Source organism: Salinimicrobium sediminis (genome assembly GCF_900215295.1).
Lineage (GTDB): Bacteria > Bacteroidota > Bacteroidia > Flavobacteriales > Flavobacteriaceae > Salinimicrobium > Salinimicrobium sediminis.
In genome coordinates this window covers 175,519-202,489 of sequence record NZ_OCMF01000004.1, presented here as the reverse complement: position 1 = coordinate 202,489, position 26,971 = coordinate 175,519, and the positions used below count along the sequence as shown (strand labels likewise).

Genomic DNA, 26,971 nt, shown 5'->3' with positions numbered 1-26,971 from the left:
TTCATTAAATTATTTTGTTCCTAGATAGATGTAACCCTGGATTGGTTCAAAGCCACTTTGTTTAATTTCAACAATATAGAAGTAGGTTCCTGATGGTAGTTGATCTCCCGTTACAGAATTGCTGGAGTTTCCATCCCATTCATCACTGTAGTTGTTTGAGCTGAAAACTTCATTCCCCCAACGGTTGAATACTTTTAAGGTGTAAGTAAATCCACAGTCAATCCCGATTCCTACTTCAAATTTGTCATTGATTTGATCATTATTTGGAGTTACAACTTTAGAAATGCTGTTCCTGATATCTGAAATTTGACATGGAAGTTCTTCCCCACAGTCTTCGATCTCAATAGTAACCTCTGTACTTGATGGACAGGCTCCTTCCACAACATAAGTGAAGGTGTAGAAACCGGCTGCCATGTCTGGATTAAGCATGCTTCCTGAAAGCGCTCCTGTTTGATCTGTATCCACCCATGTACCGGCCGAAGTATCTGCGCTTAGCAGGCTGTTAAGGTCAAACATTTCTTCTGCATCATCACATATTGGGCTGGTAGGATTAGTTATAGAAACATTCCCCTGAGGCTCCTCAATGGTAACTGTAATTGCATTTGACACACATCCATCGGCATTCTGTGCGGTTACGGAGTAACTTCCCGGAGTAAGATCTTCAAATATTCCATCGGCATCTTCATCTGTGAAGGTATTTCCATTTGCATCAGTAAGGGTGAAACTAACACCTTCTACAATTGTCAGTACCAGGAATCCTGAAGGATCTTCGCAAGTTGCCTGCATCAGTTCTTCAACTACCGGAGCTGCCGGAGCATCGGGAGTTTCATTAATGGTTACTGAAACTGCTTCGGAAATACATCCCTGTGCGCTTTTTGCAGTCACTGTATATGTTCCGGACGAAAGTCCTTCAAAAGTTGTAGCAGGTCCAAACTCACCTCCATTTAAGCTGTAGGTCATTCCGGCCACAGCAGTGATGCTGAAGGAACCGGATGGATTCGCACATGAAGGCTGGATGATTTGTCCTAGTGCTGGTTTTTCTATTCCTGTTATAGTCACCTTTTGATCAGCAGTAGTGATGTTTCCGTTTCCATCATTGAAAGTCCAGGTAACCATGTATTCACCCTTCTCAGTGTAAGTCAGTGCATCATTAGTAGTTGCTGTGATAGTTCCGGCACAATTGTCTGTAGTTGTTGGAGCAACAACAGTAGCTTCACATTCTCCTGTTACATCAGCAAGAGAGATAGCATCAGGAGCGGTAGTGTCTTTTACGATCACGTTTTGCTCAACAGTAGTAATGTTTCCGTTTCCATCATTGAAGGTCCAGGTAACCACATACTCTCCCTGTTCAGTATAAGTAAGAGGAGCATCGGTAGTTGCAGTGATCGTTCCGGCACAATTGTCTGTAGTTGTTGGAGCAACAACAGTAGCTTCACATTCTCCTGTTACCTCAGCAAGAGTGATAGCATCAGGAGCGGTAGTGTCTTTTACGATCACCTTTTGATTAACAGTAGTGATGTTACCGTTTCCATCATTGAAGGTCCAGATAACTACATATTCACCCTGCTCAGTATAAGTAAGAGGAACATCGGTAGTTGCAGTGATCGTTCCGGCACAATTGTCCGTAGTTGTTGGAGCAACAACAGTAGCTTCACATTCTCCTGTTACATCAGCAAGAGTGATTGCATCAGGAGCGGTAGTGTCTTTTACGATCACGTTTTGCTCTACAGTAGTAATGTTTCCGTTTCCATCATTGAAGGTCCAGGTAACCACATACTCTCCCTGCTCAGTATAAGTCAGTGCATCATCAGTAGTTGCAGTGATTGTTCCGGCACAATTGTCTATAGTTGTTGGAGCAGTCACTGTTGCAGAACATTCTCCTGTTACATCAGCAAGAGTGATAGCATCAGGAGCAGTAGTATCTTTTACGATCACATTCTGATCTACACTAGTCATGTTACCGTTTCCATCATTGAAAGTCCAGGTAACAACGTATTTACCCTGCTCAGTATAAGTTAGTGCATCTTCAGTAGTTGCAGTGATTGTTCCGGCACAATTGTCAGTAGTTGTAGGAGCAGTTACAGTTGCTTCACATTCACCGGTAACATCAGCAAGAGTGATTGCATCAGGAGCAGTAGTATCTTTTACGATCACATTTTGCTCTACAGTAGTAACATTTCCATTCCCATCGTTAAAGGTCCATGTTACCACATATTCTCCCTGCTCGTTATAAGTAAGTGCATCTTCAGTAGTTGCAGTAATAGTTCCGGCACAATTGTCGGTAGTTGTTGGAGCAACAACAGTAGCTTCACATTCTCCTGTTACATCAGCAAGAGTAATCGCTTCAGGAGCAGTAGTGTCTTTTACGATCACATTTTGCTCTACTGTAGTAATGTTTCCGTTTCCATCATTGAAAGTCCAGGTAACTACGTATTCACCCTGCTCAGTATAAGTAAGAGGAGCATCAGTAGTTGCAGTGATGGTTCCCGCACAATTGTCTGTAGTTGTTGGAGCAGTCACAGTTGCAGAACATTCCCCGGTTACATCAGCAAGAGTAATAATTTCAGGAGCAGTAGTGTCATTTACGATCACTTTTTGATCTACAGTAGTGATGTTTCCGTTTCCATCATTGAAGGTCCAGGTAACTACGTATTCACCCTGCTCAGTATAAGTAAGAGGAGCATCAGTAGTTGCAGTAATAGTTCCGGCACAATTGTCTGTAGTTGTTGGAGCAGTTACAGTTGCAGAACATTCAAGTGTTACATCAGCAAGAGTAATGGCTTCAGGAGCAGTAGTATCATTTATAATTACATTCTGGGTGCTGCTAACAACATTTCCATCTCCGTCGTCAAAGGTCCAGCTAATTGTATAGTTACCCTGTTCAGAGTATGAAACTGCATCGTTAGTTGTTCCGGTAATGGTTTCTCCTGTACAGGCATTTGTAGTCGTTGGGGCAGGGATGGTGATCTCACACTGAGATACAGCGTCTGCCAGTATTGGTGCAACCGGAGCTGTGTTATTACTTACAATCACTTGTTGTCTTGCAGTGGTGGTATTTCCATTGCCATCATTGAAGGTCCAGGTGATCTGGTAAGTTCCCAGTTCGGAGTAAGTAAGAGGATCATTAGTAGTACCTGTAATTGTTCCTGCACAGTTGTCTGTGGTTGTAGGAGCGGTCACAGTCACTTCACAATTACCGGTTACATCGGCTAAAGTAATAGCTTCAGGCGCGGTAGTGTCTTTTACGATCACGTTTTGATCAACAGTAGTGATATTTCCGTTTCCATCATTGAAAGTCCAGGTAACAACATATTCACCCTGCTCAGTATAAGTCAGTGCATCATTAGTAGTTGCTGTGATTGTTCCGGCACAACTGTCTGTAGTTGTTGGTGCAGTCACAGTAGCTTCACATTCACCTGTTACATCAGCCAAAGTGATGGCTTCAGGAGCTGTAGTGTCTTTTACGATCACATTTTGATCCACAGTAGTGATGTTTCCATTTCCATCATTGAAGGTCCAGGTAACCACGTATTCACCCTGCTCAGTGTAAGTCAGTGCGTCATCAGTAGTTGCAGTGATTGTTTCGGCACAGTTGTCTGTAGTTGTTGGAGCAACAACAGTTGCAGAACATTCACCAGTTACATCAGCCAGAGTGATGGCTTCAGGAGCAGTAGAATCTTTTACGATCACATTCTGATCTACAGTAGTGATGTTGCCATTTCCATCGTTGAAGGTCCAGGTAATCACGTATTCACCCTGCTCAGTATAAGTCAGAGCATCTTCAGTAGTGGCAGTGATAGTTCCGGCACAATTGTCTGTAGTTGTAGGAGCAATCACAGTTGCAGAACATTCACCGGTGACATCAGCCAGAGTGATTGCTTGAGGGGCAGTAGTATCTTTTACGATCACATTCTGATCAACAGTAGTGATGTTTCCGTTTCCATCATTGAAGGTCCAGGTAACTACATATTCACCCTGCTCAGTATAAGTAAGTGCATCTTCAGTAGTTGCAGTGATTGTTCCCGCACAATTGTCTGTAGTTGTTGGAGCAGTCACAGTTGCAGAACATTCACCTGTTACATCAGCAAGAGTGATGCTTTCGGGAGCAGTATTGTCTTTTACGATAACTTTCTGAACGCTGCTTACAACATTTCCATCTTCATCGTCAAACGTCCAGGTGATGAAATATTCTCCCTGTTCACTATAAGTCAGAGGAGCGTTGGTTGTTGCCTGAATAGTCTCACCGGTACAGGCATTTGTAGTTGAAGGTACGGGTACAGTGATTTCACATTCTGCAACGGCATCTTCAAGAACCGGTGCAACGGGAGCAGTATTGTTTTCAACAACTACCTGCTGAGTTGCAGTGGTGGTATTGCCGTTACCATCATCAAAGGTCCATGTGATTTCGTAATTTCCAAGCTCGGTATAGGTAAGAGGGTCGGAGGTAGTTCCGGTAATAGTTCCGGAGCAGTTGTCATTAGTGGATGGAGCAGTTACAGTTACCTCACAGTTTCCGGTGACGGTTTGAAGAGTAATAGCTTCAGGAGCGGTAGTGTCCTTTACAATTACCTTCTGGTCGACAGAAGTAGTATTCCCATTCCCGTCATTGAAAATCCAGGTAACCATATATTCTCCCTGCCCGTTATAGGTAAGAGCATCTTCAGTGGTTGCAGTAATCGTTCCGGCACAGTTGTCTGTAGTTGTTGGAGCAACAACAGAAGCTTCACATTCCCCTGTTACATCAGCAAGAGTGATAGCTTCAGGAGCATTGGTGTCTTTTACAATTACTTTTTGATCAACAGATGTAATGTTTCCGTTTCCATCATTGAAAGTCCAGGTTACTGTGTACTCACCTTGCTCGTTATAAGTAAGGGGAGCATCGGTAGTAGCAGTGATAGTTCCGGCACAATTGTCTGTAGTAGTAGGAGCAATCACTGTTGCAGAACATTCCCCTGTAACATCAGCAAGCGTAATGGACTCAGGAGCGGTAGTATCTTCAATAAACAGAACCTCCACTGTTTCAGTGTCAATACATCCGTTAGTACCTGTTACAGTTACTGTGAAAATTCCTGCAGTGCTTACCGCAATAGATGGCGTAGTTGCTCCGGTAGACCAGGAGTAGCTTGTTCCGCCTGTAGCAGTAAGCGTGGTTGAAGGTACATTACAGCTAAGTGAAAGTCCGTTATTGTTGCTGATCGCAGCCACTGGCTGAGTATTGTCTAAAGTTGTAGTTACTGAGGAGGTGCTGGTACATCCATTGGCACCCGTTACAGTCACAGTAAAAGTTCCCGCAGTGCTAACGATTATTGAAGGAGTAGTCTCTCCGGTAGACCATAAGTAACTGGTTCCGCCCGTAGCATTAAGCGTAGTTGAAGGATTATTACAGCTAAGTGCAAGTCCGTTATTGTTGCTGATCTCAGCAGTTGGCTGAGTATTATCTAGAGTTGTAGTTACTGAAGCCGTGCTGGTACATCCGTTGGCACCTGTTACAGTCACTGTGAAAGTTCCCGCAGTACTTACGGTTATAGAAGGAGTAGTCTCTCCGGTAGACCATAAGTAACTGGTTCCGCCTGTAGCAGTAAAAGTAGTTGAAGGAGTGGTACAAGTCAGTGCAGTTCCGTTATTGTTGCTGATGGCAGCAGTTGGCAGTGTACTATCAAGAGTGGTAGTTACTGAAGCCGTGCTGGTACATCCGTTAGCACCTGTTACAGTCACAGTAAAAGTTCCTGCAGTGCTCACGGTTATAGATGGAGTAGTCTCTCCGGTAGACCATGAGTAGCTTGTTCCGCCTGTAGCAGTAAGTGTGGTTGAAGGATTGGCACAAGTCAATGCAATACCATTATCGCTGCTGATAGCAGCAGTTGGCTGAGTATTATCAAGAGTTGTAGTTACTGAGGCAGTACTGGTACATCCATTAGCACCCGTTACAGTAACAGTAAAAGTTCCTGCGGTGCTCACTTCTAAAGTAGCACTAGTGCTCACTTCCTCAGATCCGTTCGACCATGAGTAGCTTGTTCCTCCTGTAGCAGTTAGCGTAGTTGAAGGAACATTACAATTAAGGGCAAGTCCGTTACTGTTGCTGATTGCCGCAGTTGGTTGAGTATTATCCAGAGTTGTAGTTACAGAAGCCGTGCTGGTACATCCGTTAGCACCTGTTACAGTCACAGTAAAAGTTCCTGCAACATTTACGGTTATAGACGGAGTAGATTCTCCGGTAGACCATGTGTAGCTGGTTCCGCCCGTAGCAGTAAAAGTAGTTGAAGGATTGGCACAAGTCAGTTCAGTTCCGTTATTGCTGCTGATGGCAGCAGTTGGTTGGGTATTATCAAGAGTTGTAGTTACTGAAGCCGTGCTGGTACATCCGTTGGCACCCGTTACAGTCACAGTGAAAGTTCCTGCAGTGTTCACTTCTAAAGTAGCACTAGTGCTCACTTCCTCAGATCCGTTCGACCATGAATAGCTGGTTCCGCCTGTAGCAGTAAACGTAGTTGATGGATTGGCACAAGTCAGTAAAGTTCCGTTATCGCTGCTGATTTCTGCATCCGGAAGCGTGTTATCAAGAGTTGTAGTTACTGAAGCAGTACTGGTACATCCGTTAGCACCCGTTACAGTGACAGTAAAAGTTCCTGCTGCGCTTACGGTTATTGAAGGAGTAGTTTCTCCGGTAGACCAGGAGTAGCTTGTTCCGCCAGTAGCAGTAAGGGTAGTGGAAGGAACATTACAGCTAAGTGCAAGTCCGTTATTATTGCTGATCGCAGCAGCTGGCTGAGTATTATCTAAAGTTGTAGTTACTGAAGCCGTGCTCGTACATCCGTTAGCACCTGTTACAGTCACAGTGAAAGTTCCCGCCGTGCTCACGGTTATTGAGGGAGTAGTCTCTCCGGTAGACCATAAGTAACTTGTTCCGCCGGTAGCCGTAAGGGTAGTTGAAGGAACATTACAGCTAAGAGCAAGTCCGTTATTGTTCTCGATCGCGGCAACAGGGTTCTCTAAAATGGTAAGTTTTACAGGAGTTCTTTCCAGGCTTGCGCAAGTTCCGTCGTTATATTCCGCATAGTAGGTTACCTCACCTATAGCATTTAATATTGGATCTTCTACAACAGTTCCTTCAGTCGCTGCAGTATACCAGGTAATTCCAGTAGTCGAACCTAAGGCATTGTTCGCATCTAAGGTTTGTAAAGGAGAAGCTTCACATTCAGTTATATTGCCTGAACTTACAGGAGCATCCACACCAACCACTGTAACATTAAAGCTCAGGGTTTTGGTTTGTTGTGTAACCCCATCCGGTGCAGTATAGGTGGCAACATATTCGAGATCATGAGAACCTACAGGATAGAAACCCTTTTCAGGTCCTGTAACTACAAAATCCACACCTCCGCTACATCCGGTGTCGTATAAAATACCCTGAATAGCAATAATTGTGTCTCCTGTGTTAGCCTTAGGAGGTCTGGTACCAGTGTATGTAAATACATATTGAAGTCTATAAACTCCCGTTTGTCCAATGGTAAATTCATAAACACCGGAATGATCCACTTGCTGTGGATCGCCACTTGGGATAGGAGTACCATTTTCAGGAACGAGAAATAACTGTAAATTATAATCTCCATCTCCATATTCTAACTGGATAGTAGTCTTAGAACCAGCTTCCACTACCAGATAAGGTGTAGTAATTACCGATTTATTTCCATTATCTGCATTGTTGTTATTGCTTGAAAATAGTTTCACATAACCACCATTGATTCCCACGCGTTGTACAAAAGTGAAATTCCAGCAATCTTTTGCCAGAAGGGATTCGTTAAGTTCAAACTGCATTTGGAAACTTCCAGCATTATCAGATCCCGTACAGGATTGAGAAATGTTAGGAGTGATCCAATCAATATAAGCTCCTGCCACTCCATTAACCACATCTGTAGCACAAACTACCTGGTCCTGGGGAATTTTTTCTCCAAAGTCGATGCAATCATCCCCGGTAATAATGGTGTTCACATTGTTTCCATTGCTGCCGGAGTTTTGAGCCTGAGCAACAAGAGGCGCGAAAAAAAGAAATGCCATTACAAGGGTCAACCTTGTCAATGCATTTCCGGAATTCTCCAAAAGAGGAAGAGCGTGAAATTCTTTTTTCACGTTTTCGGCAGGCAGGAAAATTTTAGTTAGAGTAGTTTTCCAAATCATAGTCGTAATGTTTGAATTATTGTGACCTACTTGGGCATTGATTCAATGAATCAATTCCTGTTGGGTTACTTTTTTTATGTTTTATTCGTTGGTTTGCGGTTAAGTTCAAATCATCCTCTAGGGAAGGACAAAGCGAATGTATGCTCAATTTTTTCTTACAATTTTTCTGATTCGTTGGGGGGGTAAATCAGATCAATTTGGGGCATTTTTCAATCTTATTCTGAGGTAAAATTAAAGCGATTTCCTGTTAAAAAAAGAAATTTCAAATCTTTTAGATGTAGTGTGGGGTTTTACGGACAAACGACACACAAACAGTAAATTATACAAGAGAAAAAATGATATTTATCAGCTTCTATGAATTAATTTTTACTGATTGAAAGCGTGAAAAATGTGAGAATTTTGGTCTTAAATTTTTATTAAGTTTTATTGCCCGTTTTGTTGGTTAATTCTGTTAATCAGGACCATAAGGCCTTAATAATCATCTTCCGATTTCTTACAAAATTTTGTTGGAGACAGACAGGTTTTTTTATCGCATTGAGATCAGGATTTTGTAAATTGGCTAGATGAAAAATAAGCTTCACGATTACCGTAAACTCTATCAGAAACATGAGCTTCTGGAAGAGGAAATTCCGCAGGATCCTTTCGATTTATTCCACACCTGGTTGAAAGCAGTAGAAGAAAGCAGGGAGGTGGAGGAGATAAATACCATGAACCTTTCTACAATCGGGCTAGATGGCTTTCCAAAGACCCGAGTAGTCTTATTAAAGGAATACGACACAGAAGGTTTCGTTTTTTATACGAACTATGAATCTGAAAAGGCTCAGGCCATAGCAAAAGATCCACGGGTATGTTTATCTTTCTTTTGGCCAGACTCCGAGCGACAGGTTTTAATAAAGGGAATGGCTCAAAAGACTTCTGAAGAGGAGTCTGTGGATTATTTTAGATCCCGACCCAGAGGCAGCCAATTGGGCGCTTGGGCTTCCGCTCAAAGCTCGATCATACCTTCCAGGGAATATCTGGAGGAGAAAATGCGGTCACTTGAAAAGGAGTTCGAAGGAAAAGAAATTCCAAAACCCGTATATTGGGGAGGATATAAGGTCATTCCATCACAATTTGAATTCTGGCAGGGCAGACCCAGCAGGCTTCACGACAGGATCTACTATTGCAAAGAAGATTCAGGATGGAAAATGGACCGGTTAGCACCATAACTATGAAGAAATTAATCCTGGTAAGGCACGGTAAATCCTCCTGGAAAGAGGATCTGCCCGATGATGAACGTCCCTTAAAAAAGAGAGCTTATAAAGATGCAGACCTGGTGATCAAAGCCTTCTCCGGTTTTAAAGATGATCAAATGACCATCTGGAGCAGCTATGCAGTAAGAGCATTAACAACTGCGAAACTTTTTAAAGAAGGATTGAATATTCCCGACAGCCGATTTGAAGTTAAAGATGATTTATACACTTTTAATGGCAGCCAACTTCTAAAGGTCATTGAAAGTTGTAATGATGACATACAGACATTAATGATATTTGGTCATAATCCTTCAATGACTTCAGTTGTGAACAGATTGGGAGATCAGGATTTTGATAACATCCCTACAACCGGCCTAACAATGATAGAATTCGAAACCAACAGCTGGAAAGGTCTCAAAAATGGGAAAACGCTGCTGTATTTATTTCCGAAGAATTTAAAATAATGGAGAACAACCGGTACATCAACAGGGAGCTAAGCTGGCTGCAGTTCAATGCGCGGGTATTACAGGAAGCGGCAGATAAAACTGTCCCCCTTATTGAAAGGCTCAGATTCCTCGGGATATTTTCAAACAACCTGGATGAGTTCTTTAAAGTGCGCTATGCCACCATTAAGCGAATTGACATGGCAGGAAAAGGAGGAAAAAGTGTGCTGGGGGGGATCAAAGCCAATAAGTTGTTAGAAGAGATCACCCAAATTGTTATTGACCAGCAGAGTGAGAGCTTAAAGATCCTGGACAGCATTCAGAATAAATTGAAGGAGCATAATATTTTTATCATTAATGAAAAACAGGTAAAGAAACATCAGCAGGCTTTTTTAAAGAATTTCTTTCTTCAAAAGGTAAGTCCCGCATTGGTGACCATTGTGCTGAATGATCTGGACGAACTACCCCGTCTCAAGGATAGCGCCGCTTACCTGGCCGTGAAAATGGTGATGAAAGATGCGGCTCCAAAAAAGGAAAATAAAAGGGTGGTTAACCGGCAAATAAAGGAAAAGAAATATGTTCTGATTGAGATTCCGAGGAGCATTGAAAGATTTGTGGTTTTGCCTAAGGAAGGGGAGAAGCAATACGTGATCCTTCTTGATGATCTAATTAGGTACCATCTTCATTCCATTTTCAACATTTTTGAATATGAAAGCGTTACTGCTCATATGATCAAAATTACCAGGGATGCCGAGCTGGATATAGACAGTGACCTTAGTAAATCCTTTATTGAGAAAATCTCTGCCAGTGTTAAAGAAAGAATAGAAGGCGAGCCTGTAAGATTTGTCTATGATATGAATATTGAGCAGGATACGCTGCAGTATTTGATGAGCAAGATGGGAATTGATGCTACAGACAGTATCATCCCCGGTGGCCGGTACCATAACCGTAGGGATTATATGAATTTCCCAAGCCTGGGAAGCGAAGAACTGCAGTATAAGGTTTATGAACCCCTGCCAATTCCCGGAATGATCCTTCAGGGAAGCCTTTTTAAAGAGCTCGCCAAAAAGGATTATTTACTGCACACGCCTTATCAAACATTTTCCTATACAGTAAAATTCCTTAGAGAAGCTGCCCTGGACCCGGCAGTGAAGTCAATAAAAATTACAATTTACAGGTTAGCAAAGGTCTCTCATATTGCCAGTTCCCTTATTAATGCGGTGAAAAATGGAAAAAAAGTAACCGTGCAAATAGAATTACGAGCCCGTTTTGATGAGGTGGCCAATATCAATTACGCAGAGCAAATGCAGCAGGAAGGAGTAAACCTCATTTTTGGAGTGAAAGGGCTTAAGGTTCATTCCAAAGCCTGTGTAATAGAGCGACAGGAAAATGAAAAACTGGTACGGTATGGCTTCGTAAGTACAGGGAATCTTAATGAATCTACAGCACGGGTTTACTCGGATCTTACCTTGTTCACAAGTGATCAAAATATTTTGAAAGAGGTTAATAAAGTCTTTGATTTCTTTGAAGTGAACTATAAGGTGAGTCGCTACAAACATTTGATCGTTTCTCCTCACTACACCCGCGCCGGACTGATAAAATTGGTCCAAACCGAAATTGATAACGCTAAGGCAGGAAAACCTTCAGGAATTCGGCTGAAGCTTAACAGCCTTTCAGATTATTCCCTTATTGACAAGCTTTACGAAGCCAGCAGAGCAGGAGTGAAGATGAAACTGATAGTCCGAGGGATTTGTTGTTTGGTCCCGGGAGTGGAAGGTATGAGTGAAAATATACAGGTAATAAGTATAGTCGATAAGTACCTGGAACATCCAAGAATTTACATTTTTGAAAATGAAGGGAAACCTAAGGTGTATATCTCTTCAGCAGATTGGATGACTCGGAACATGGATTACCGTGTCGAGATTACCTGTCCAATTTATGACAGCAGCATTCAGAAGGAATTAATGGAGACCTTTGAGATCTGCTGGAGTGATAATGTGAAGGCGAGGGTGATCTCTGCCAAACAGGATAATGCATACAGGCGCAATAACAAGCCACCATTACGCTCGCAGTTCGCACTTTATGATTACTACATGAATAAGTTAGAATTAGAAAAAGAAAAGGTTTGATCGTTCAAAAGAAATATGCAGCTATAGATATTGGATCTAATGCCGTGAGGCTTTTGATCATGACCATAACAGAACAGGAGGACAGGGAGCCAATCTTTAAAAAGACTTCCCTGGTGAGGGTGCCCATTCGTTTGGGAGCAGATGTTTTTCTTACCAAAAGAATTTCTGAAGAAAATATAGTGCGCATGATCGACACCATGCAGGCATTTAAACTACTCATGAAGTCACACAAGATCGAAAAATACAAAGCCTGTGCAACTTCTGCCATGAGAGAATCACATAATGGAGATGAAGTTGCTGCCGTCATTGAAGAAAAAACAGGAGTAAAGATCAACATTATTGACGGGAATGATGAGGCTGCAATTATCGCCGCGACCGATTTGCATGCACTCATTCAAACCGATAAAACCTATCTCTACGTAGACGTGGGTGGTGGTAGTACTGAGTTTACTCTGTACTCTTCCGGAAAAACCGTTGCATCTCGGTCCTTTAAATTGGGGACAGTGAGATTGCTGGAAGATATGGTCCCTCCTGAAGTGTGGGAGGAAACAGAGACATGGATCAAAAAGGTGACCAGGAACTACAGCAAGATCGATCTTATAGGATCAGGTGGAAACATCAATAACATTTTCAAGAGCAGCGGTAAGGCAAATGGAAAACCTCTCAGTTTTCTTTACCTGAGTTCCTACTATCAGTTGCTGCAATCTTTTACTTATGAAGAGCGTATCACAGAACTTAATCTTAACCAGGATAGGGCAGACGTAATTGTGCCCGCTGCAAAGATTTACCTGTCTGCTATGAAATGGACAAGGGCGCGCAGGATATATGTGCCCAAAATCGGACTTTCAGATGGTATTATTAAGTCGCTGTACCAGGAAACTTTGGAAGCTGCTACCCGTGAATAGTTTCTGAAGTGCCAAGATCTTTCATGATCTCTGCCTCAAATGCGAGTAAGTTTTGCCATTTTTGATCCACCTCTTTCCTGTCCCCGTATTTGCGGGCAAAGTTGAGGAACATTGTGTAATGATTGGCTTCACTTACCATGAGGCTCCGGTAGAATTCAGCAAGTTCCTTGTCTTCAAGATTTTCAGAAAGCAGCCTAAAGCGTTCACAGCTACGTGCCTCGATCAAAGCTGCATATAGCAGTCGGTGAATGAGGTTAGTAAGCCTGCTGCCACCCTTTGGGAAAAAGGTCATCAATTTAACCACGTAATCATCACGCCTGTCGCGGCCAAGTTGTAATCCCCGCTCCAGGATCCTGTCATGTACCATCTTGAAATGTGCCATTTCCTCTCTGGCAAGGGCAGTCATTTCGGTGACCAGGTCAGAATATTCAGGATAAGTTACTATAAAAGAAATAGCCGTAGAAGCTGCCTTTTGTTCACAAAACGCATGATCTGTAAGGATCTCCTCAATATTTTTTTCTACAATATTCACCCATCGCGGGTCTGTGGGTAATTTTAAACCTAACATTATATATCCAGATCAAAAGTTGAACGTAGCTTTTCAATTAGAGGATTTTTCTCCCTTAATTTTTCAAATTTTTCAATAGGCGTAAAGGCAAATTTTTTCTCTGCCTTTTCATTTACCGTTACTTTCAGCTGAATGTGGGTATTTTGAAGTTTTTCCTTAAGAAAGCCCATCAAATGATACTGTACCTTTTCCAGCTCCAGTTTCATGGTTTCATTTGGCAACTCAACACAAATATTTTTTCCAATTAGAGCCGGGGTATCGGTTTGCATGATAGAAGCAAGGATCTTTTCACCTTTTTCATTCTGCTCTTCGGTATATTCCTGCCAGGCTGCCTGCATTTGTTCCTCGGTAAATTTCCCGTTTTTCACCACTTCCTCCTCGATCTTTGCTTCCCGTTTTTGAGCTTCCAAAGCCTTTTTTTGCTGAATGCTCTTTAGCGAAAGACCCGAGATCTTTTTAGTGGTAATTTCCGTCAGGACATCAGAGTCTTCTTCAGGTTTTGTTTCTGCGGAAGGGGAATTCGAGGGCTGTGTCTTCTGCGGAAAATTTTCAGCGGAAATTTCTTCTGTGGAAATTTCTTCTGAAGCAGATTTTCCTTCTTCTATTGAAGCGTCATTTTCCACCGAAGCTGTTCTTCCATCTGAAGTGTTTTCCTCAACTGATTCTTTTGCTGAAGCTTCCTCATTTTTTGTTATTTCCTGGGGGGCAGGTTCTGAAGCTGCCGGGGTGCAGTCCTCGGGTTTTTCAGAAGGTTTAGGAAGTTGCGCCTCTGCCGGGGCGGCTGAATCTCCCTCGGCATATTCATTGTTTACGATGACCTCCTTTTCCTTTGGCGAAAGCTTAAGAGCCGGCGCAGGAATAGGAGCCCCGGTAAAATGATTTGGCGGAATTATATATGCGTTATCCTTTTTTTTTTCGTCACCAAAAGTGACCGAAGCCAGTTGCATCAGGCACAGCTCTACTAAAAGCCTTTGGTTGCGGCTGCTTTTGTATTGAAGGTCGCATTCGTTGGCGAGTTCAATTCCCTTCAGTAGAAATTCTGAAGAAGCTTGCTGTGACTGCTTGTAATATAAGGCTTTGGTGTTATCGCCTACTTCTAAAAGATTGATGGTCTTGGGATCTTTACAAACCAGCAGGTCCCTGAAGTGGGAGGCTAGTCCTGCTATAAAATGATGACCGTCAAAGCCGTGAGACAGGATCTCGTTAAACAGCAAAAGCAGCTGCGGAATATCATTTTTCAGGATGAGATCTGTAGCAGTGATATAGGTATCATAATCAAGTACATTCAGATTTTCGGTCACTGCCTGTCTTGTAAGATTCTTTCCGCTAAAACTTACTACCCTGTCATAGATCGAAAGCGCGTCCCTCATCGCACCATCGGCCTTTTGAGCAATGATGTGCAGGGCGTCATCGTCGGCTTCCACACCTTCCTGCTGTGCTATATAGCCAAGATACTCCTTAGCATCCTTTACCGTGATTCTCTTGAAATCGAAGATCTGGCAACGTGAAAGAATAGTTGGGATGATCTTATGCTTCTCTGTAGTCGCAAGAATGAAGATCGCATGCTTTGGCGGCTCTTCCAGGGTCTTTAAAAATGCATTAAAAGCAGCCTGAGACAACATGTGCACCTCATCAATAATATAGACCTTATACTTTCCAACCTGTGGCGGGATACGAACCTGGTCGATAAGGTTCCTTATATCATCAACCGAGTTATTAGAGGCGGCATCAAGTTCAAAGATGTTGAAAGCAAAATCTTCATTGGGATCCTGTTCCCCGTCCTGGTTGATCTTTTTTGCCAGAATTCGGGCACAGGTGGTCTTTCCAACTCCTCTGGGACCTGTAAAAAGAAGGGCCTGGGCCAGGTGATTATGTTCAATGGCATTGAGTAGCGTGTTCGTGATAGCCTGCTGGCCCACAACGTCTTTAAAAGTTTGAGGGCGGTATTTCCTCGCCGATACTACAAAATGTTCCATTGAAATGCTTTAGAAGACAAATATAAAAATACAAAACCGATGCCGGAGTAATTCCCGGTGTTTTTATCCACAAAAACCTGTTGACACTCATGATATTTTCCTTGATTTTACCCCTCTCAAAAATGGCATTATAAATGTATCTTTGCAGCAAGCAGACCGCCTTATCGCTGCCCCGTCCCGTTACAATCGGGAGCGCGGGGTGGAGGAAAGTCCGGACACCATAGGGCAGCATAGTGGGTAACACCCACCGGCACTGATGCAAATCAGGGTCAGGACCAGTGCAACAGAAAGGATGTACAGGTAATGCTGTAGTGAAATCAGGTAAACTCTATGCGGTGCAATGCCATGTATACCGGCTGTTAAGGATTGCCCGTCCGTTGCCGGAGGGTAGGCAGCTAAAGGCTTTTGGTAACAAAAGTTTCAGATAAATGATAAGGGCTCCTTTTGGAGAACAGAATCCGGCTTACAGGTCTGCTTTTTTATTCTTTTCTTCTATTACCTCTTGTGTCCACAATAGGGCTTTATCAAGATCAAGAAAGATCTCATAGGGTATTTTACAAAATCTCTTTTCAAAACTAGCCATATTCAAGGATGAGGGTTTACGGCTTACCACACCTATTCCTGCAAGATTGCGTACTTCATTAAGATTAAGGTAGATTGTAGGATTGACATTGTAATCGTTGACCCGGTAAGAGAGATAGACAAAGTTCTTTTCAGCATAAAAATCAGAACAAACCTCTACAAGGGCTGCAACCTGTTTGCCTGCAAGAAGTTCTCCTTCCCGGGGCTGGGAGATGACGTAGTTATCAAAGAATTCCAGGACTGTGAATTCCAGTTCCAGTGTCTTAAGGGGTCTTGCCATCCTCTAATTTATACAAAAAAACTGAAAACAGAATTTCCGTACTTCCTCACTTCAGAAAAATGTGGCAGGTGAGAAAGGTCGATCTTTTTGGAATGTTCGATGATCAAAGAGCCACCGTCTTCCAACAGGTTTCGGGAGAAGGTAATTTCCGCCAGGTCCTTAAGCACATCTACTTCAAAATTATATGGAGGATCGGCAAAAATAATATGTGCTGTTTCTCCTGTAGCATTCAGGAATTTAAAAGCGTCACTTTTGACAGTACGAATGGGCATATTCATCTCCTCGGAAATTTTATTGATGAACTTGACGCATTCAAAATGTGCATCAACAGCTATGATCTCCTGCGCTCCCCGCGAGGCAAATTCATAGGCGATATTGCCTGTGCCGCTAAAAAGGTCGATTACCTTTAATGCTGAAAAGTGATATTGATTATTGAGGATGTTGAAAAGGGCTTCCTTGGCAAAATCTGTAGTAGGTCTTACCGGAAGTTTCTTGGGAGCTGTGATCCTTTTCCCTTTGTGTATTCCTGAAACTATTCTCATACCAGAACTTTAAAAAGTGAATAATGCATATAGCCTTTTGGGGGCTCCTCACTGGTTGAAAAAATGTATCCAAAAGAAGTGTTCAGGAATTTTATCTCCTTAACATAGGTGTAGGCGATATCATAATAATCTGAATGTTCTTTGATCCTTCCAAGCAGGATCAATTCAAAACGGGAAGGATCCAGGTCCAGCTGTTCAGCCGTAAACAACAGGTAGTAGATAAAGTCTTCCTTAGTACTACATTTGAAAGTATTAGCGAGTAATAATTGCCCTTTTTGGAAGACCAGCAGGTCATAACCTCCCGGGAAACAATTGAGGTATACCCGGGTGCCTTCGGTCTGGAACCGGTTCTGGATCAGGAATTCTTCTGCCAGGACACTTACGGTATGTCTATATTCAAATTCTCCATACCTGTCAAAAAAGAAGTTGTTGATGTTGGTGTACGGAATATAAACATTGACCATTTTACCTTCAGCCAGTTCATCCTGCGCCACATAATCTGTCTCCAGGATCCTGGTGTTGTATTTAAGGTATTCTGAAGCGTTCTCTTCGTTAAAATAAACTTGAGGCACAAGACTGTAAAGTTCATTGGAAAATAAGACGATAACCTCTGCCTGTTGCTCCTTTAAAAAGGCTTCTTCGTCATAGATCTTTTCGATCTGTTGAAGCACCTGCTGCGGATTAAGCTTCCGCGGGAAGAGCAGATCTTTAAAAAATACGATCCTCTTTTCTTCCCGGGATAGAGCGCAAAAAGAAAGTCCATTCAGGCTAACCTGAATGGACAACTTTATATTTTGAGTTTCGATTTCCTTATTCGGCGTCACCATACTTGAGTGGCCAGTTACCGCTGGTTTTAACTTCTTCCATAGAACCTACAGAAATGTATGGTCCGGGAACTTCGTCAACTCCAACTATTTCTTCTGCCTGGTTCACAAGATCCTTGTCCTGATCGTAAAGCACAACAGCCTTTGGAATTTTAGCTTCAAATACAGGGATTTGAGTATCATTCTTACTTACAGTACCTGCTTTTAATTCGAATTTCTGGTCAACACCTTGTATCGGGACGTTCATCATGGTCTTATAACGATCTGTTCCCTGGAAAAGAGAATCTTTGATAGATTTATATCCAAGGGTGTCGATCACTACAATCTCCACTCTGCGATCTACCCCATAGGTCTTACGATATTCCTCATCCATTACTGTAGTATCTCTTCTTTGGGTAAGGGTGAACTGAGCGGTATCTAAGAAACGTACCAGCTTGTCCCAATCTCCTTCAAATTTTCCGGTAACAGTACGGTGAGCAAGTTCTGCATCCCTTATGTCTTTGAGGTTGTTAATCACTTTGGCATATCTTGCCTCCTTAACTTCATTAAATTTAATAGGCTCATAAATTGAATTAAAAACCAGATATCCAAGGAAGATAATTACGATCCAAAGAACTAACTGAATTACAAGTTTCATGTGGGTGCAGATTAAGATTTATTTAAGTGTTCCACGCAAATCTACAATTTTTTTTTATTCACAAAAGATTCTTCCGAAAAAAACCTTGTTATCTTTGGGCTTAGAGGAAATCGCTTATGGAGAAAATGAATGTTGCAACTTTTTACAACCTGTTACTTAAGGACCTAAAATTTGAAGCAAAAGTTAAACAGGATATTGCACTGCAACAACTTGCCTCCTTCGTAGTAAATGAAGATAAGGATTCTCTTTTTTTACTTAAGGGATTTGCGGGTACAGGAAAGACTACAATAATAAGTGCTCTTGTAAAAAACCTGTGGCAGGTAAAGAAAAGTGGGATCCTTTTGGCACCAACAGGCCGCGCAGCAAAGGTGATCGCTAATTACTCCGGAAGGGAGGCCTTTACCATCCATAAAAAGATCTATTTCCCCAAGAAAAAGTCGGGTGCCGGAGTGAGTTTTGTACTGCAACCTAATAAACACCGAAACAGCATCTTCATTGTTGATGAAGCTTCCATGATCCCCGATGTAAATAATGATGCTCAAATGTTCGAGAATGGCTCTCTGCTCGACGACCTTATTGAATACGTTTACTCCGGCCACAACTGCAAGCTAATATTAATAGGAGACACGGCTCAGCTGCCGCCGGTAAAACTGGAGGTGAGTCCGGCACTGGAAGAACAGAAGCTTCGGAATAATTATTTTAAGGAGGTCACGCACATTGAACTTGATGAAGTAGTAAGACAAAGTGAGGAAAGTGACATTTTGCATAATGCTACCTTAATAAGAGAGGCACTTAGAGAAGAGTTCTATGAATCCTTCAGTTTTGAGCTGAGCCAGAAAAAGGATGTGATAAGGCTGGTAGATGGCTATGAGATCATGGAAGCTATTGAAGATTCCTACCGCAACCTGGGTCATGAGGATACTACTATTATCGTAAGATCTAATAAAAGGGCAAATCTGTATAACCAACAGATAAGGAACCGGATCCTTTTTCAGGAAGAGGAGATCTCTTCGGGAGATTATCTTATGGTAGTGAAGAACAACTACTTTTGGGTAAAGCCAAACAGCGAAGCAGGATTCATTGCCAACGGGGATATTATAAAAGTGTTGGAGATCTTTGCAATAAAAGAACTCTACGGTTTCAGGTTTGCTGAAATAAAGGCTCAAATGGTAGATTATCCAAATATGCAGCCCATAGAGACGGTGGTCTTGCTGGATACTTTGGAAAGCAATAACCCTTCACTTACTTATGAAGAATCGAACCGCCTGTACCAGGAAGTGATGAAAGATTATGAAGAAGAGCGAACTAAATACAAGAAATTCCTGCAGGTGAAGAACAACAAATATTTCAACGCCTTACAGATAAAATTTTCCTATGCCATGACCTGCCATAAATCCCAGGGTGGGCAATGGAATACTGTTTTTGTGGAACAGCCATACCTCCCAAATGGAATAGACAGGGATTACCTGCGCTGGCTGTATACGGCAGTTACCCGGGCGCAGGAAAAACTATATTTGATTGGGTTCAAGGATGACTTTTTTGCTCCGGCAGACTAGTCAAAAATGGTATTTTTACAACATCTTTAAAACTACAGCTTTGGAAAAGACGCCGCTTAAAATAATCGCTATGATCCCGGCACGATACGCCGCAACACGCTTTCCGGGTAAATTAATGCAGGACCTGCATGGCAAAACTGTCATTTTACGTACTTATGAGGCGGCAAAGAATACCGGCCTTTTTCAGGAGGTTTATGTGGTTACAGACAGCGATGTGATCTATTCTGAAATCACTAAAAACGGCGGAAATGCCATCATGAGCAAAAAGGAGCACGAATGCGGCAGTGACCGTATTGCCGAGGCCGTCGAAAATATGAAAGTAGATATTGTGGTGAACGTGCAGGGTGACGAGCCCATGATCGATACCGAGAGCCTTTCTTTACTGCTGAATGTCTTCCGCGGAAAAGACGCGAACAGGATCGATCTGGCTTCATTAAAAGCGCCGCTTAAGGAAAAGAAGGATATTGAAAATCCTAATAATGTAAAGGTGATCACCAATAAGGAAGATTTTGCCCTTTATTTTTCGAGATCTCCCATTCCATACCCACGGGATGAAAATACAGGCGTCACCTGGTACAAACACATCGGAATTTATGCCTTCCGGAAACAGGCTCTACTGGATTTTTACCGCCTGCCCATGCTGAAGCTGGAAGCAACCGAAAAGATCGAATGCATCCGTTATCTCGAATACGGAAAGAACATCAAAATGGTGGAGACCACGGTGAAAGGTGTGGGTATAGATACGCCCGAAGATCTTGAAGAGGCAAGAAAGATCCTTTCTGCGGAAAAATAATAAGGACCTACTTCCTTTTTCTTATTAAATGTGACTCTCTCGAAAAATCGTATTCCGGAAGGTTGTTTTGCTAAAGTGCTAATGCTGAAATTCTCTATCTTTGGGAAAACTAACCTAAAAAATATGAAAAAAATCATCTTATTCCTTTTTGCAGGACTTATTTCCGGGGCTGCTTCGGCGCAGATCGAAGTGCCACAGCCAAGTCCCTCTACCACCATTGAACAGGAGGTAGGCCTTACCAATGTTACCTTAAAATATTCCCGCCCCGGCATGAGAGGGCGAACCATTTTTGGAAATCTTGTGCCCTACGGCGAAAAATGGCGTACAGGAGCCAACAACAATACCACTATTGCTTTTGACACCAAAGTTACTATTGAAGGTAAAGAACTTGAACCCGGTTCTTATGCGATTTTTACTATTCCCAACAAAGACAAGTGGGAAGTGATCTTCTATAAAGACACTAATAACTGGGGGCTTCCACAGCAATGGGATGAGAACAAAGTTGCTCTTAAAGCCACTGCACAGGTACAGGAGATGCCTATGCCAATGGAAACTTTTACCATTTTAATTGACGAACTTAAAAATGACTCTGCAGCTCTTAATTTTATTTGGGAAGACACTGTCGCAACCTTAAAATTTGAAGTGCCAACAGATGAGCAGGCGCTGGCAAGCATCAATAGAGTGATGAATGGTCCAACTGCCGCAGATTATTTCGCAGCTGCAACTTATTATCATGATGCAAAAAAAGATAATAAACAAGCCTTGGAATGGATCAATAAAGCTTTAGAAATGCAGGGCAAAAATGCTCCTTTTTGGGTGCTACGGAAGAAATCCCTTATCCAGGCAGATCTGGGTATGAAAAAAGAAGCTATTGAAACAGCAAAACTTTCTTTAGCAGCCGCCGAAAAGGCCGGAAATAAGGATTACGTAAAGATGAACCGTGACTCTTTGAAAGAGTGGGGTGCTATGTAATCCCAAACATTTAATACTATGTCAAAAGCGGCTTTTTTAGCCGCTTTTTTCTTTAGAACTCAAGCCCAATTTGCTTCCTGATTTTGTCAAGTATGGAGATGAGCTCCAGGCTTTTATCAAAGCTCATTATCTCACTTTCAGTTTTATTCTGCCTTAGCATTTCCTGCACATGTCTTGCCTCAAACTCATAACCAAAAGATGCAGCCTCAAATACCTTAGTTTCAGTTCCTTTTTTTGAAGTGATGGATACGGCAGTAGGTTCGTACCAATTTGGACTAATTTTAATACTGGCTGCTTCGAGCTCAATTACGGCTAGCGTTGGCGTCTTTTCAATTATACTGCTGTGCAGAAGTGCCGTGGTATCTCCGGAATATTTAAAGATGATGTCACAATGCTCGTCTATTCCGGTTTTACCTAATTTGGCGGTGGCCTTTATTTTCTTGGGGGTTCCCAACAGGTGAAGCGCCAGGAATACAGGATATATTCCTATATCCATAAGACTTCCTCCTCCTAAACTCTTCAAAAAGAGCCTGCCTTCTGCATCAAAAGGAGTATCGAATCCAAAATCTGCTTTTAGGGTCTTTACTTTTCCGAATTTTCCGGAATCAATAATTTCCTTTACGTACCCTATGTGAGGCAGGAAAATGGTCCACATAGCTTCCATTAGAAACACATTTCTCTTATGGGATGTAAGGATCATTTCTTCCACTTCCTGCCGGTTCAAGGCAAAAGGTTTCTCACATAGAACCGGTTTACCCGCGTTCAGGCAAAGCAGGGTATGAGGATGATGAAAGCTATGTGGAGTAGCAACATATATAATGTCTATAGCAGGGTCCTCCAGCATGGTCTCATAAGAAGAATAGGATTTTATAGTACCCATTTCTTCTGCAAAAGCTGCTGCTCTTTCAGGATTTCTACTGGCAATTGCATATAATTCAGCGTCTTCTACAAATTTTAGGCTAATTGCAAATTTGCGGGCGATTTTTCCCGGACCAATAATTCCCCATTTTATCTTCTCCCGTTTCATTCAGCTTCAATTCTGTCAGGTTCTGAAGTCATAAACATCTGGAAGAGCATAGCAAGTCCTATTACCAAAGCACAACCCAGCAGGTTAAGCCATAGATAGGGCAGGAGGTCCATAAAATAAACGCTGATGATAATGCTTTGAGTAATAATGGCGGCTATAAAAACTGCAGTGCTCTTTACAAACTTTATAAAGAAAGCGAGCAAAAAGATTCCCAATACATTTCCGTAGAAGATCGAACCTATGATGTTCACGAGTTGAATTAGGTTATCAAAAAGATCGGCTATACTGGCCACTGCAATGGCTATTAATCCCCATAGCAGGGTAAACCATTTCGACGCTTTTACAAAATGCTTTTCCGAACGCTCCCCTGTTATGTTTCTTTTGTAAAGATCGATCACGGTGGTAGAAGCCAGGGCATTCAATTCTGAGGCGGTGGAAGACATGGCTGCAGAAAGGATTACCGCCAGCAATAGACCTATTAGCCCCCGCGGAAGGTTATTTAGTATAAAATGAATGAACACATAATCCTTGTCGTTGGTCTCTACGGTAGCATCTGCCTGCGAAATAATTTCTGAAGCCTGGGCGCGGGTAGCGAGTTCGGCTTCATTTAATTTAATAAGATCATTTTTAAAGCTGTCTCGGTCGTTGTCTGCAAATTTTCCGGCGTTAGCATAAGCCAGACTTTTTTCCTGTTTTTGATCCTGGATGTCCTCCAGTTCCTGCTGCAAAGCCTTATATTCCGAAGCCATTTCAGAATTCTCCACTGCAGTGGTTGCCGCGGGATTAAAGTTAAGCGGGGAATAATTGAACTGGTAGAACACAAAAACCATCACCCCAACCAGCAGAATAAAGAACTGCATGGGAACTTTAAGGAGCCCGTTAAAGATGAGGCCCAATTGACTCTGCTTCACAGATTTTCCGGAAAGATACCGCTGCACCTGACTTTGATCTGTTCCAAAGTAGGAGAGAGCGAGGAAAGTCCCGCCAATCAATCCGCTCCAAAAGGTATATCGGTTATCAAGATCAAATGAAAAGTCGATAATGTCTAATTTTCCGCTGGCACCGGCTATTTCCAGGGCTTTTGTGAAGCTGATCTCTTCCGGCAGATATTGGATGATAAGCAGAAGCGCCACCACCATTCCAAAAAATATCACCGCCATTTGCTGTTTTTGAGTGATGTTCACAGCCTTTGTTCCGCCGGAAACTGTGTAGATGGTCACCAGCACTCCTATAATAATATTGAGTGTTGTAAGATTCCACCCCAGTACTGCCGAAAGAATAATAGCGGGGGCAAAGATGGTAATTCCGGCAGCCAGCCCGCGCTGAATAAGAAAAAGAAAGGCAGTAAGGGTACGGGTTTTCAGATCAAACCGGGATTCAAGGTATTCGTAGGCTGTATAAACCTCCAGCCGGTAATAAATGGGTATAAATACCATGCAGATGATGATCATTGCAATGGGTAAACCAAAGTAGAATTGTACGAACCCCATTCCGTCATGAAAAGCCTGGCCGGGAGTAGAGAGGAAAGTAATAGCACTGGCCTGGGTAGCCATGACAGACAATCCTACCGTCCACCACCTGGCTTCATTCCCTCCGCGAATATAATCCTGCACATTCCTGCTGCCGCGGGTTTTCCATACTCCGTAACTTACAATAAAAGCTAAAGTTCCTGCCAGTACGATCCAGTCGAGTAATTGCATATCAGGAAAAGATTGTCATTAGCACATAGAACAGTACGATGTAAACGGCATTGGCAATAAGAACTGCCGTGTAAGACCTTTTCCATTGATATTTCTTGGGAGGTTCCATTATTTAGAATTGTTTGTAGCGGCGGAAGGTGTTTCTTTTCCCAGCGAAAGGATGTTCGCAAAAAGCCTGAAAGCTCCCGGCACCCCGGCAGGGAATTCCCTGAAAAAGCTTAAGCCGGTGTAAATATAATTTCCTTTTCCGTAGGGAGCGATCAATAAACTTCCCTTTTTTGGAGTTTCTCCTTTGTCGTTCATCGCCAGAATAGGAGTGAATTCCTTTGCCCATTCATCTGGAAAATACAATCCCCGTTCCTGCACCCATCCTTCAAAATCTTTGGCGGTAATTTTATTTGGGTAATGAAGCACCGGATGATCGGGTGCCAAAAATGTGATTTTTGAATGCTCATCTGTAACACGGTCACGGGACAGCTTCAGGTTATATGGGGCAAGCTCGTCAGTGACAAGTCCCCGGCTGGTGTTGTACTGGATAACGAGATTTCCGCCGCGATTGACATATTCGAATAAAGCCGGCTGTTTGTACTTTAGAATATCCAGGGTATTGTACGCCCTTATTCCAATCACCACTGCATCGAATTTCTCAAGAGCTCCTGCGGAAATATTCTCCAAATCAATATTTTCCACTTCATAGCCCATTTGCAACAATCCCTGTGGAACCGCATCACCGGCGCCCTGGATATAACCTATTAGATTTCCTCTTTTTTGGATATCCAGTTTTACCAGACGGGTCTCATTGGGAAGCACAAGAGTTTGCAGCGGAATGTGGCTGTAAGCCATCTGCATCACAGTTTTATCATATTTTTCTCCTGCTACCTGGGCAACCGGATGGAAGATATAGGTATCCTGAGCTTCAGGCGGAAAAACTTCAAAATAGAAGGTCTTTTCTTCTCCTTTTTGAAGACTGTCAAAAAGGTGTTTTTCCGGAGTTATTTTCCAGCCGTTCAGTTTCCCCGGGAACAGAGTTCCGGAAATTCCGTCCTTCATGGCCTTTATGGTTACCGGAATTGTTTTGGGAGCATTATCGGCGAATACCAGCACATCGGCTTCAGTTGTGACCGAAAGCGCCGGCACTATCTCAAACGGAAGATAGGTTTCCCCGGTAACCGGATCGTTGTATTTGTACTTTAGTTCCCGTTGAAAAGGAATTTCCACACCATTGATCCTGATGCGAAATTCTGCCTTGAGCTCCCGCGGAGTTTCAGGAAGACCGATGTTTTCTGAATTTTCAACTTTGTACATCCCCAGGCTTCCCGGCTCGTTGAGCCAATAAGGGCTTGTAAAATCCACTTTTTTGGGGATTTTGTACTCCACACTATTTAAGCAAGGGGTATTGTTGGCCAGGCTGAGATCTACCGGTAAATTCTTTTCTACAGGAAAGATCTTTACGGCAACTAATTCTGCATTTATATCACTACGGTTTATTGCTTCCAGGTCCAGTTTAATCACCTCTCCCGGAGTTGCCAGGGGAGAGCCGGTAATCGCTTCCAGATATAAGCCAAGAGAAGCAGCGATGATATCTTTGATCTGTTGGGACTTTACCTTTTTCCAGTGTTGATCTTCGAGCTTCAGGATCAATTGATATGCATTCACTAATTGAGGTACACTGGCGGCTGGATCCTTAAAATCGAAGTTTTCCTGTACCTTTTGAAGCAACTTTCCAATTTCCTTTCCGCCTTTGATGCGGCTCCATTCGGTATTTATTCCGTGGAAGACATCATTATTGTTCATTGGATGGTCTCCCTTAAGCAGCTGAATATATTCGGCAGCACTACCGCGGGTTCCGGTGCTGCCAAAACCCTGGGATTGATGCTGGCTGCGGCTTAGAGAGGCGATCTCGGTGTTTGACATTCCCATTAACGGAAAATACACACCAGTGTCAAAAGTTACAAATCCTGATTTATCTGCCGCGTCAAAGGCTTCCTGAGATTCATAGAACCAGGGCGAGGTGTTGAAAAATAGCTTTTTTGGCTGCCAGGTTCCCAACTCCTCAGCAAGTTGCGGAAATTTATCTTTTTCACCGGCAAGATCAAATGCGCGGCTGCTTAAAATGGCCGATGAGGTATGATGACCGTGAGTTTCCCCGGCAGAATTTGCATCGAACCGATTGATGATCACATCGGGTTTGAATTTCCTTACCGCCCGCACCACATCCTTTAGAACTTCCTCTTCATTCCAGATAGAGAGGGTTTCCTCTGGCGTTTTACTGTAGCCAAAATCATTTGCGCGGGTGAAGAATTGTTCGCCACCATCAATTTTTCTGGCCGCGAGCAACTCTTGTGTCCGAATTACTCCCAACAGTTCCCTTAGTTGAGGGCCTATAAGGTTTTGTCCCCCATCTCCGCGGGTCAGAGAAAGATAGGCGGTACGGGCATTAAGTTCGTTGCTAAAATAGGAGATAAGCCTGGTGTTCTCATCATCGGGATGAGCCGCTATATACAAAACCGAACCCAGGAAATTAAGTTTTTCAATTTCTGAATAGATTTCAGAAGAACTTAATTTTTCAGGTTTTTGAGCATATGCAAGGGTGGTGACAAGTATGAGAATATGGCAAAAAAGCTTCCGCATAG

At 42.7% G+C, this 26,971-nt stretch carries 16 protein-coding genes and 1 other RNA gene; 8 read left to right on the top strand and 9 right to left on the bottom strand.

What is annotated here, in order from left to right; translation table 11 throughout:
- Positions 1–9 precede the first annotated feature (9 nt).
- The gene (locus CRO16_RS13795; RefSeq protein ID WP_097056976.1) at positions 10–8,172 is read right to left on the bottom strand and encodes a T9SS type B sorting domain-containing protein; all 8,163 of its coding nucleotides are present in this window, start codon (positions 8,170–8,172) and stop codon (positions 10–12) included.
- 563 nt (positions 8,173–8,735) lie between these two features.
- Here CRO16_RS13795 and pdxH point away from each other — a divergent pair.
- Genes pdxH through CRO16_RS13775 form a run of 4 tightly spaced genes read left to right on the top strand, consistent with a single transcriptional unit; the run spans position 8,736 to position 12,881 of the window.
- Positions 8,736–9,380 carry a pyridoxamine 5'-phosphate oxidase gene (pdxH, locus tag CRO16_RS13790; RefSeq protein ID WP_097056975.1) on the top strand — a complete coding sequence of 215 codons (645 nt, stop codon included), beginning with the start codon at positions 8,736–8,738 and terminating at the stop codon, positions 9,378–9,380.
- 2 nt (positions 9,381–9,382) lie between these two features.
- Positions 9,383–9,868 carry a SixA phosphatase family protein gene (locus CRO16_RS13785; RefSeq protein ID WP_097056974.1) on the top strand — a complete coding sequence of 162 codons (486 nt, stop codon included), beginning with the start codon at positions 9,383–9,385 and terminating at the stop codon, positions 9,866–9,868.
- Positions 9,868–11,976 (top strand): polyphosphate kinase 1, encoded by a 2,109-nt coding sequence (gene ppk1 / locus CRO16_RS13780; protein WP_097056973.1) that lies wholly within the window; start codon positions 9,868–9,870, stop codon positions 11,974–11,976. The genes CRO16_RS13785 and ppk1 overlap by 1 nt, the downstream gene beginning before the upstream one ends.
- Positions 11,973–12,881, top strand: a complete 909-nt coding sequence (locus tag CRO16_RS13775; protein ID WP_097056972.1) for a Ppx/GppA phosphatase family protein — start codon at positions 11,973–11,975, stop codon at positions 12,879–12,881. Before ppk1 ends, CRO16_RS13775 begins: the two co-directional genes overlap by 4 nt.
- On the opposite strand, the gene miaE is transcribed toward CRO16_RS13775, so the two are convergent.
- Positions 12,868–13,449 carry a tRNA-(ms[2]io[6]A)-hydroxylase gene (gene miaE / locus CRO16_RS13770; protein WP_097056971.1) on the bottom strand — a complete coding sequence of 194 codons (582 nt, stop codon included), beginning with the start codon at positions 13,447–13,449 and terminating at the stop codon, positions 12,868–12,870. The genes CRO16_RS13775 and miaE overlap by 14 nt on opposite strands.
- Positions 13,449–15,425, bottom strand: coding sequence for a DNA polymerase III subunit gamma/tau (locus CRO16_RS13765; protein ID WP_097056970.1), 1,977 nt, complete (start codon positions 15,423–15,425; stop codon positions 13,449–13,451). Before CRO16_RS13765 ends, miaE begins: the two co-directional genes overlap by 1 nt.
- Positions 15,426–15,573: 148 nt before the next feature.
- Between CRO16_RS13765 and rnpB the strand changes: the two genes are divergently transcribed.
- An RNA gene (gene rnpB, locus CRO16_RS13760) (RNase P RNA component class A) lies at positions 15,574–15,907 on the top strand.
- Positions 15,908–16,295: 388 nt separating this feature from the next.
- Here the strand turns inward: rnpB and CRO16_RS13750 are convergent.
- Genes CRO16_RS13750 through CRO16_RS13740 form a run of 3 tightly spaced genes read right to left on the bottom strand, consistent with a single transcriptional unit; the run spans position 16,296 to position 18,290 of the window.
- On the bottom strand, positions 16,296–16,829 hold the full coding sequence (locus CRO16_RS13750; protein ID WP_097056969.1) for an RsmD family RNA methyltransferase: 534 nt from the start codon (positions 16,827–16,829) through the stop codon (positions 16,296–16,298).
- Complete coding sequence (locus CRO16_RS13745) at positions 16,826–17,656, bottom strand: DUF3822 family protein (protein ID WP_097056968.1); 831 nt, start codon at positions 17,654–17,656, stop codon at positions 16,826–16,828. The genes CRO16_RS13750 and CRO16_RS13745 overlap by 4 nt, the downstream gene beginning before the upstream one ends.
- Positions 17,640–18,290, bottom strand: a complete 651-nt coding sequence (locus tag CRO16_RS13740; RefSeq protein WP_097056967.1) for a hypothetical protein — start codon at positions 18,288–18,290, stop codon at positions 17,640–17,642. The genes CRO16_RS13745 and CRO16_RS13740 overlap by 17 nt, the downstream gene beginning before the upstream one ends.
- A gap of 125 nt (positions 18,291–18,415) precedes the next feature.
- Here CRO16_RS13740 and CRO16_RS13735 point away from each other — a divergent pair, with 125 nt between their 5' ends.
- The 3 genes from CRO16_RS13735 to CRO16_RS13725 all read left to right on the top strand — a co-directional run bounded on the left by CRO16_RS13735 (position 18,416) and on the right by CRO16_RS13725 (position 21,611).
- Positions 18,416–19,846, top strand: coding sequence for an ATP-dependent DNA helicase (locus CRO16_RS13735; RefSeq protein WP_179670556.1), 1,431 nt, complete (start codon positions 18,416–18,418; stop codon positions 19,844–19,846).
- A 70-nt stretch (positions 19,847–19,916) separates the two neighbouring features.
- Positions 19,917–20,639, top strand: coding sequence for a 3-deoxy-manno-octulosonate cytidylyltransferase (gene kdsB / locus CRO16_RS13730; protein WP_097057151.1), 723 nt, complete (start codon positions 19,917–19,919; stop codon positions 20,637–20,639).
- 123 nt (positions 20,640–20,762) lie between these two features.
- A complete protein-coding gene (locus CRO16_RS13725; RefSeq protein ID WP_097057150.1) occupies positions 20,763–21,611 on the top strand; it encodes a DUF2911 domain-containing protein in 849 nt (282 codons plus the stop codon).
- Positions 21,612–21,663: 52 nt separating this feature from the next.
- Here CRO16_RS13725 and CRO16_RS13720 read toward each other — a convergent pair whose 3' ends face one another.
- The 3 genes from CRO16_RS13720 to CRO16_RS13710 all read right to left on the bottom strand — a co-directional run bounded on the left by CRO16_RS13720 (position 21,664) and on the right by CRO16_RS13710 (position 26,969).
- Positions 21,664–22,638: a Gfo/Idh/MocA family protein gene (locus tag CRO16_RS13720; protein WP_097056965.1), complete on the bottom strand. Its 975-nt coding sequence runs from the start codon at positions 22,636–22,638 to the stop codon at positions 21,664–21,666.
- The gene (locus tag CRO16_RS13715; RefSeq protein ID WP_097056964.1) at positions 22,635–24,338 is read right to left on the bottom strand and encodes a sodium:solute symporter; all 1,704 of its coding nucleotides are present in this window, start codon (positions 24,336–24,338) and stop codon (positions 22,635–22,637) included. Before CRO16_RS13715 ends, CRO16_RS13720 begins: the two co-directional genes overlap by 4 nt.
- A 108-nt stretch (positions 24,339–24,446) precedes the next feature.
- Entirely contained in the window at positions 24,447–26,969 is a 2,523-nt protein-coding gene (locus CRO16_RS13710; protein WP_097056963.1) for a PIG-L family deacetylase, read from the bottom strand.
- Positions 26,970–26,971 lie beyond the last annotated feature (2 nt).

Excerpts from the sequence above, each read along its gene's own strand:
- CRO16_RS13735 (WP_179670556.1), top strand. The coding sequence starts at position 18,416 with ATGAATGTTGCAACTTTTTACAACCTGTTACTTAAGGACCTAAAATTT.
- CRO16_RS13795 (WP_097056976.1), bottom strand. The coding sequence starts at position 8,172 with ATGATTTGGAAAACTACTCTAACTAAAATTTTCCTGCCTGCCGAAAAC.
- CRO16_RS13765 (WP_097056970.1), bottom strand. The coding sequence starts at position 15,425 with ATGGAACATTTTGTAGTATCGGCGAGGAAATACCGCCCTCAAACTTTT.
- pdxH (WP_097056975.1), top strand. The coding sequence starts at position 8,736 with ATGAAAAATAAGCTTCACGATTACCGTAAACTCTATCAGAAACATGAG.
- miaE (WP_097056971.1), bottom strand. The coding sequence starts at position 13,449 with ATGTTAGGTTTAAAATTACCCACAGACCCGCGATGGGTGAATATTGTA.
- CRO16_RS13750 (WP_097056969.1), bottom strand. The coding sequence starts at position 16,829 with ATGAGAATAGTTTCAGGAATACACAAAGGGAAAAGGATCACAGCTCCC.
- kdsB (WP_097057151.1), top strand. The coding sequence starts at position 19,917 with ATGATCCCGGCACGATACGCCGCAACACGCTTTCCGGGTAAATTAATG.
- CRO16_RS13715 (WP_097056964.1), bottom strand. The coding sequence starts at position 24,338 with ATGCAATTACTCGACTGGATCGTACTGGCAGGAACTTTAGCTTTTATT.
- CRO16_RS13745 (WP_097056968.1), bottom strand. The coding sequence starts at position 17,656 with ATGGTGACGCCGAATAAGGAAATCGAAACTCAAAATATAAAGTTGTCC.
- CRO16_RS13785 (WP_097056974.1), top strand. The coding sequence starts at position 9,383 with ATGAAGAAATTAATCCTGGTAAGGCACGGTAAATCCTCCTGGAAAGAG.
- CRO16_RS13725 (WP_097057150.1), top strand. The coding sequence starts at position 20,763 with ATGAAAAAAATCATCTTATTCCTTTTTGCAGGACTTATTTCCGGGGCT.
- CRO16_RS13710 (WP_097056963.1), bottom strand. The coding sequence starts at position 26,969 with ATGCGGAAGCTTTTTTGCCATATTCTCATACTTGTCACCACCCTTGCA.
- CRO16_RS13720 (WP_097056965.1), bottom strand. The coding sequence starts at position 22,638 with ATGAAACGGGAGAAGATAAAATGGGGAATTATTGGTCCGGGAAAAATC.
- ppk1 (WP_097056973.1), top strand. The coding sequence starts at position 9,868 with ATGGAGAACAACCGGTACATCAACAGGGAGCTAAGCTGGCTGCAGTTC.
- CRO16_RS13740 (WP_097056967.1), bottom strand. The coding sequence starts at position 18,290 with ATGAAACTTGTAATTCAGTTAGTTCTTTGGATCGTAATTATCTTCCTT.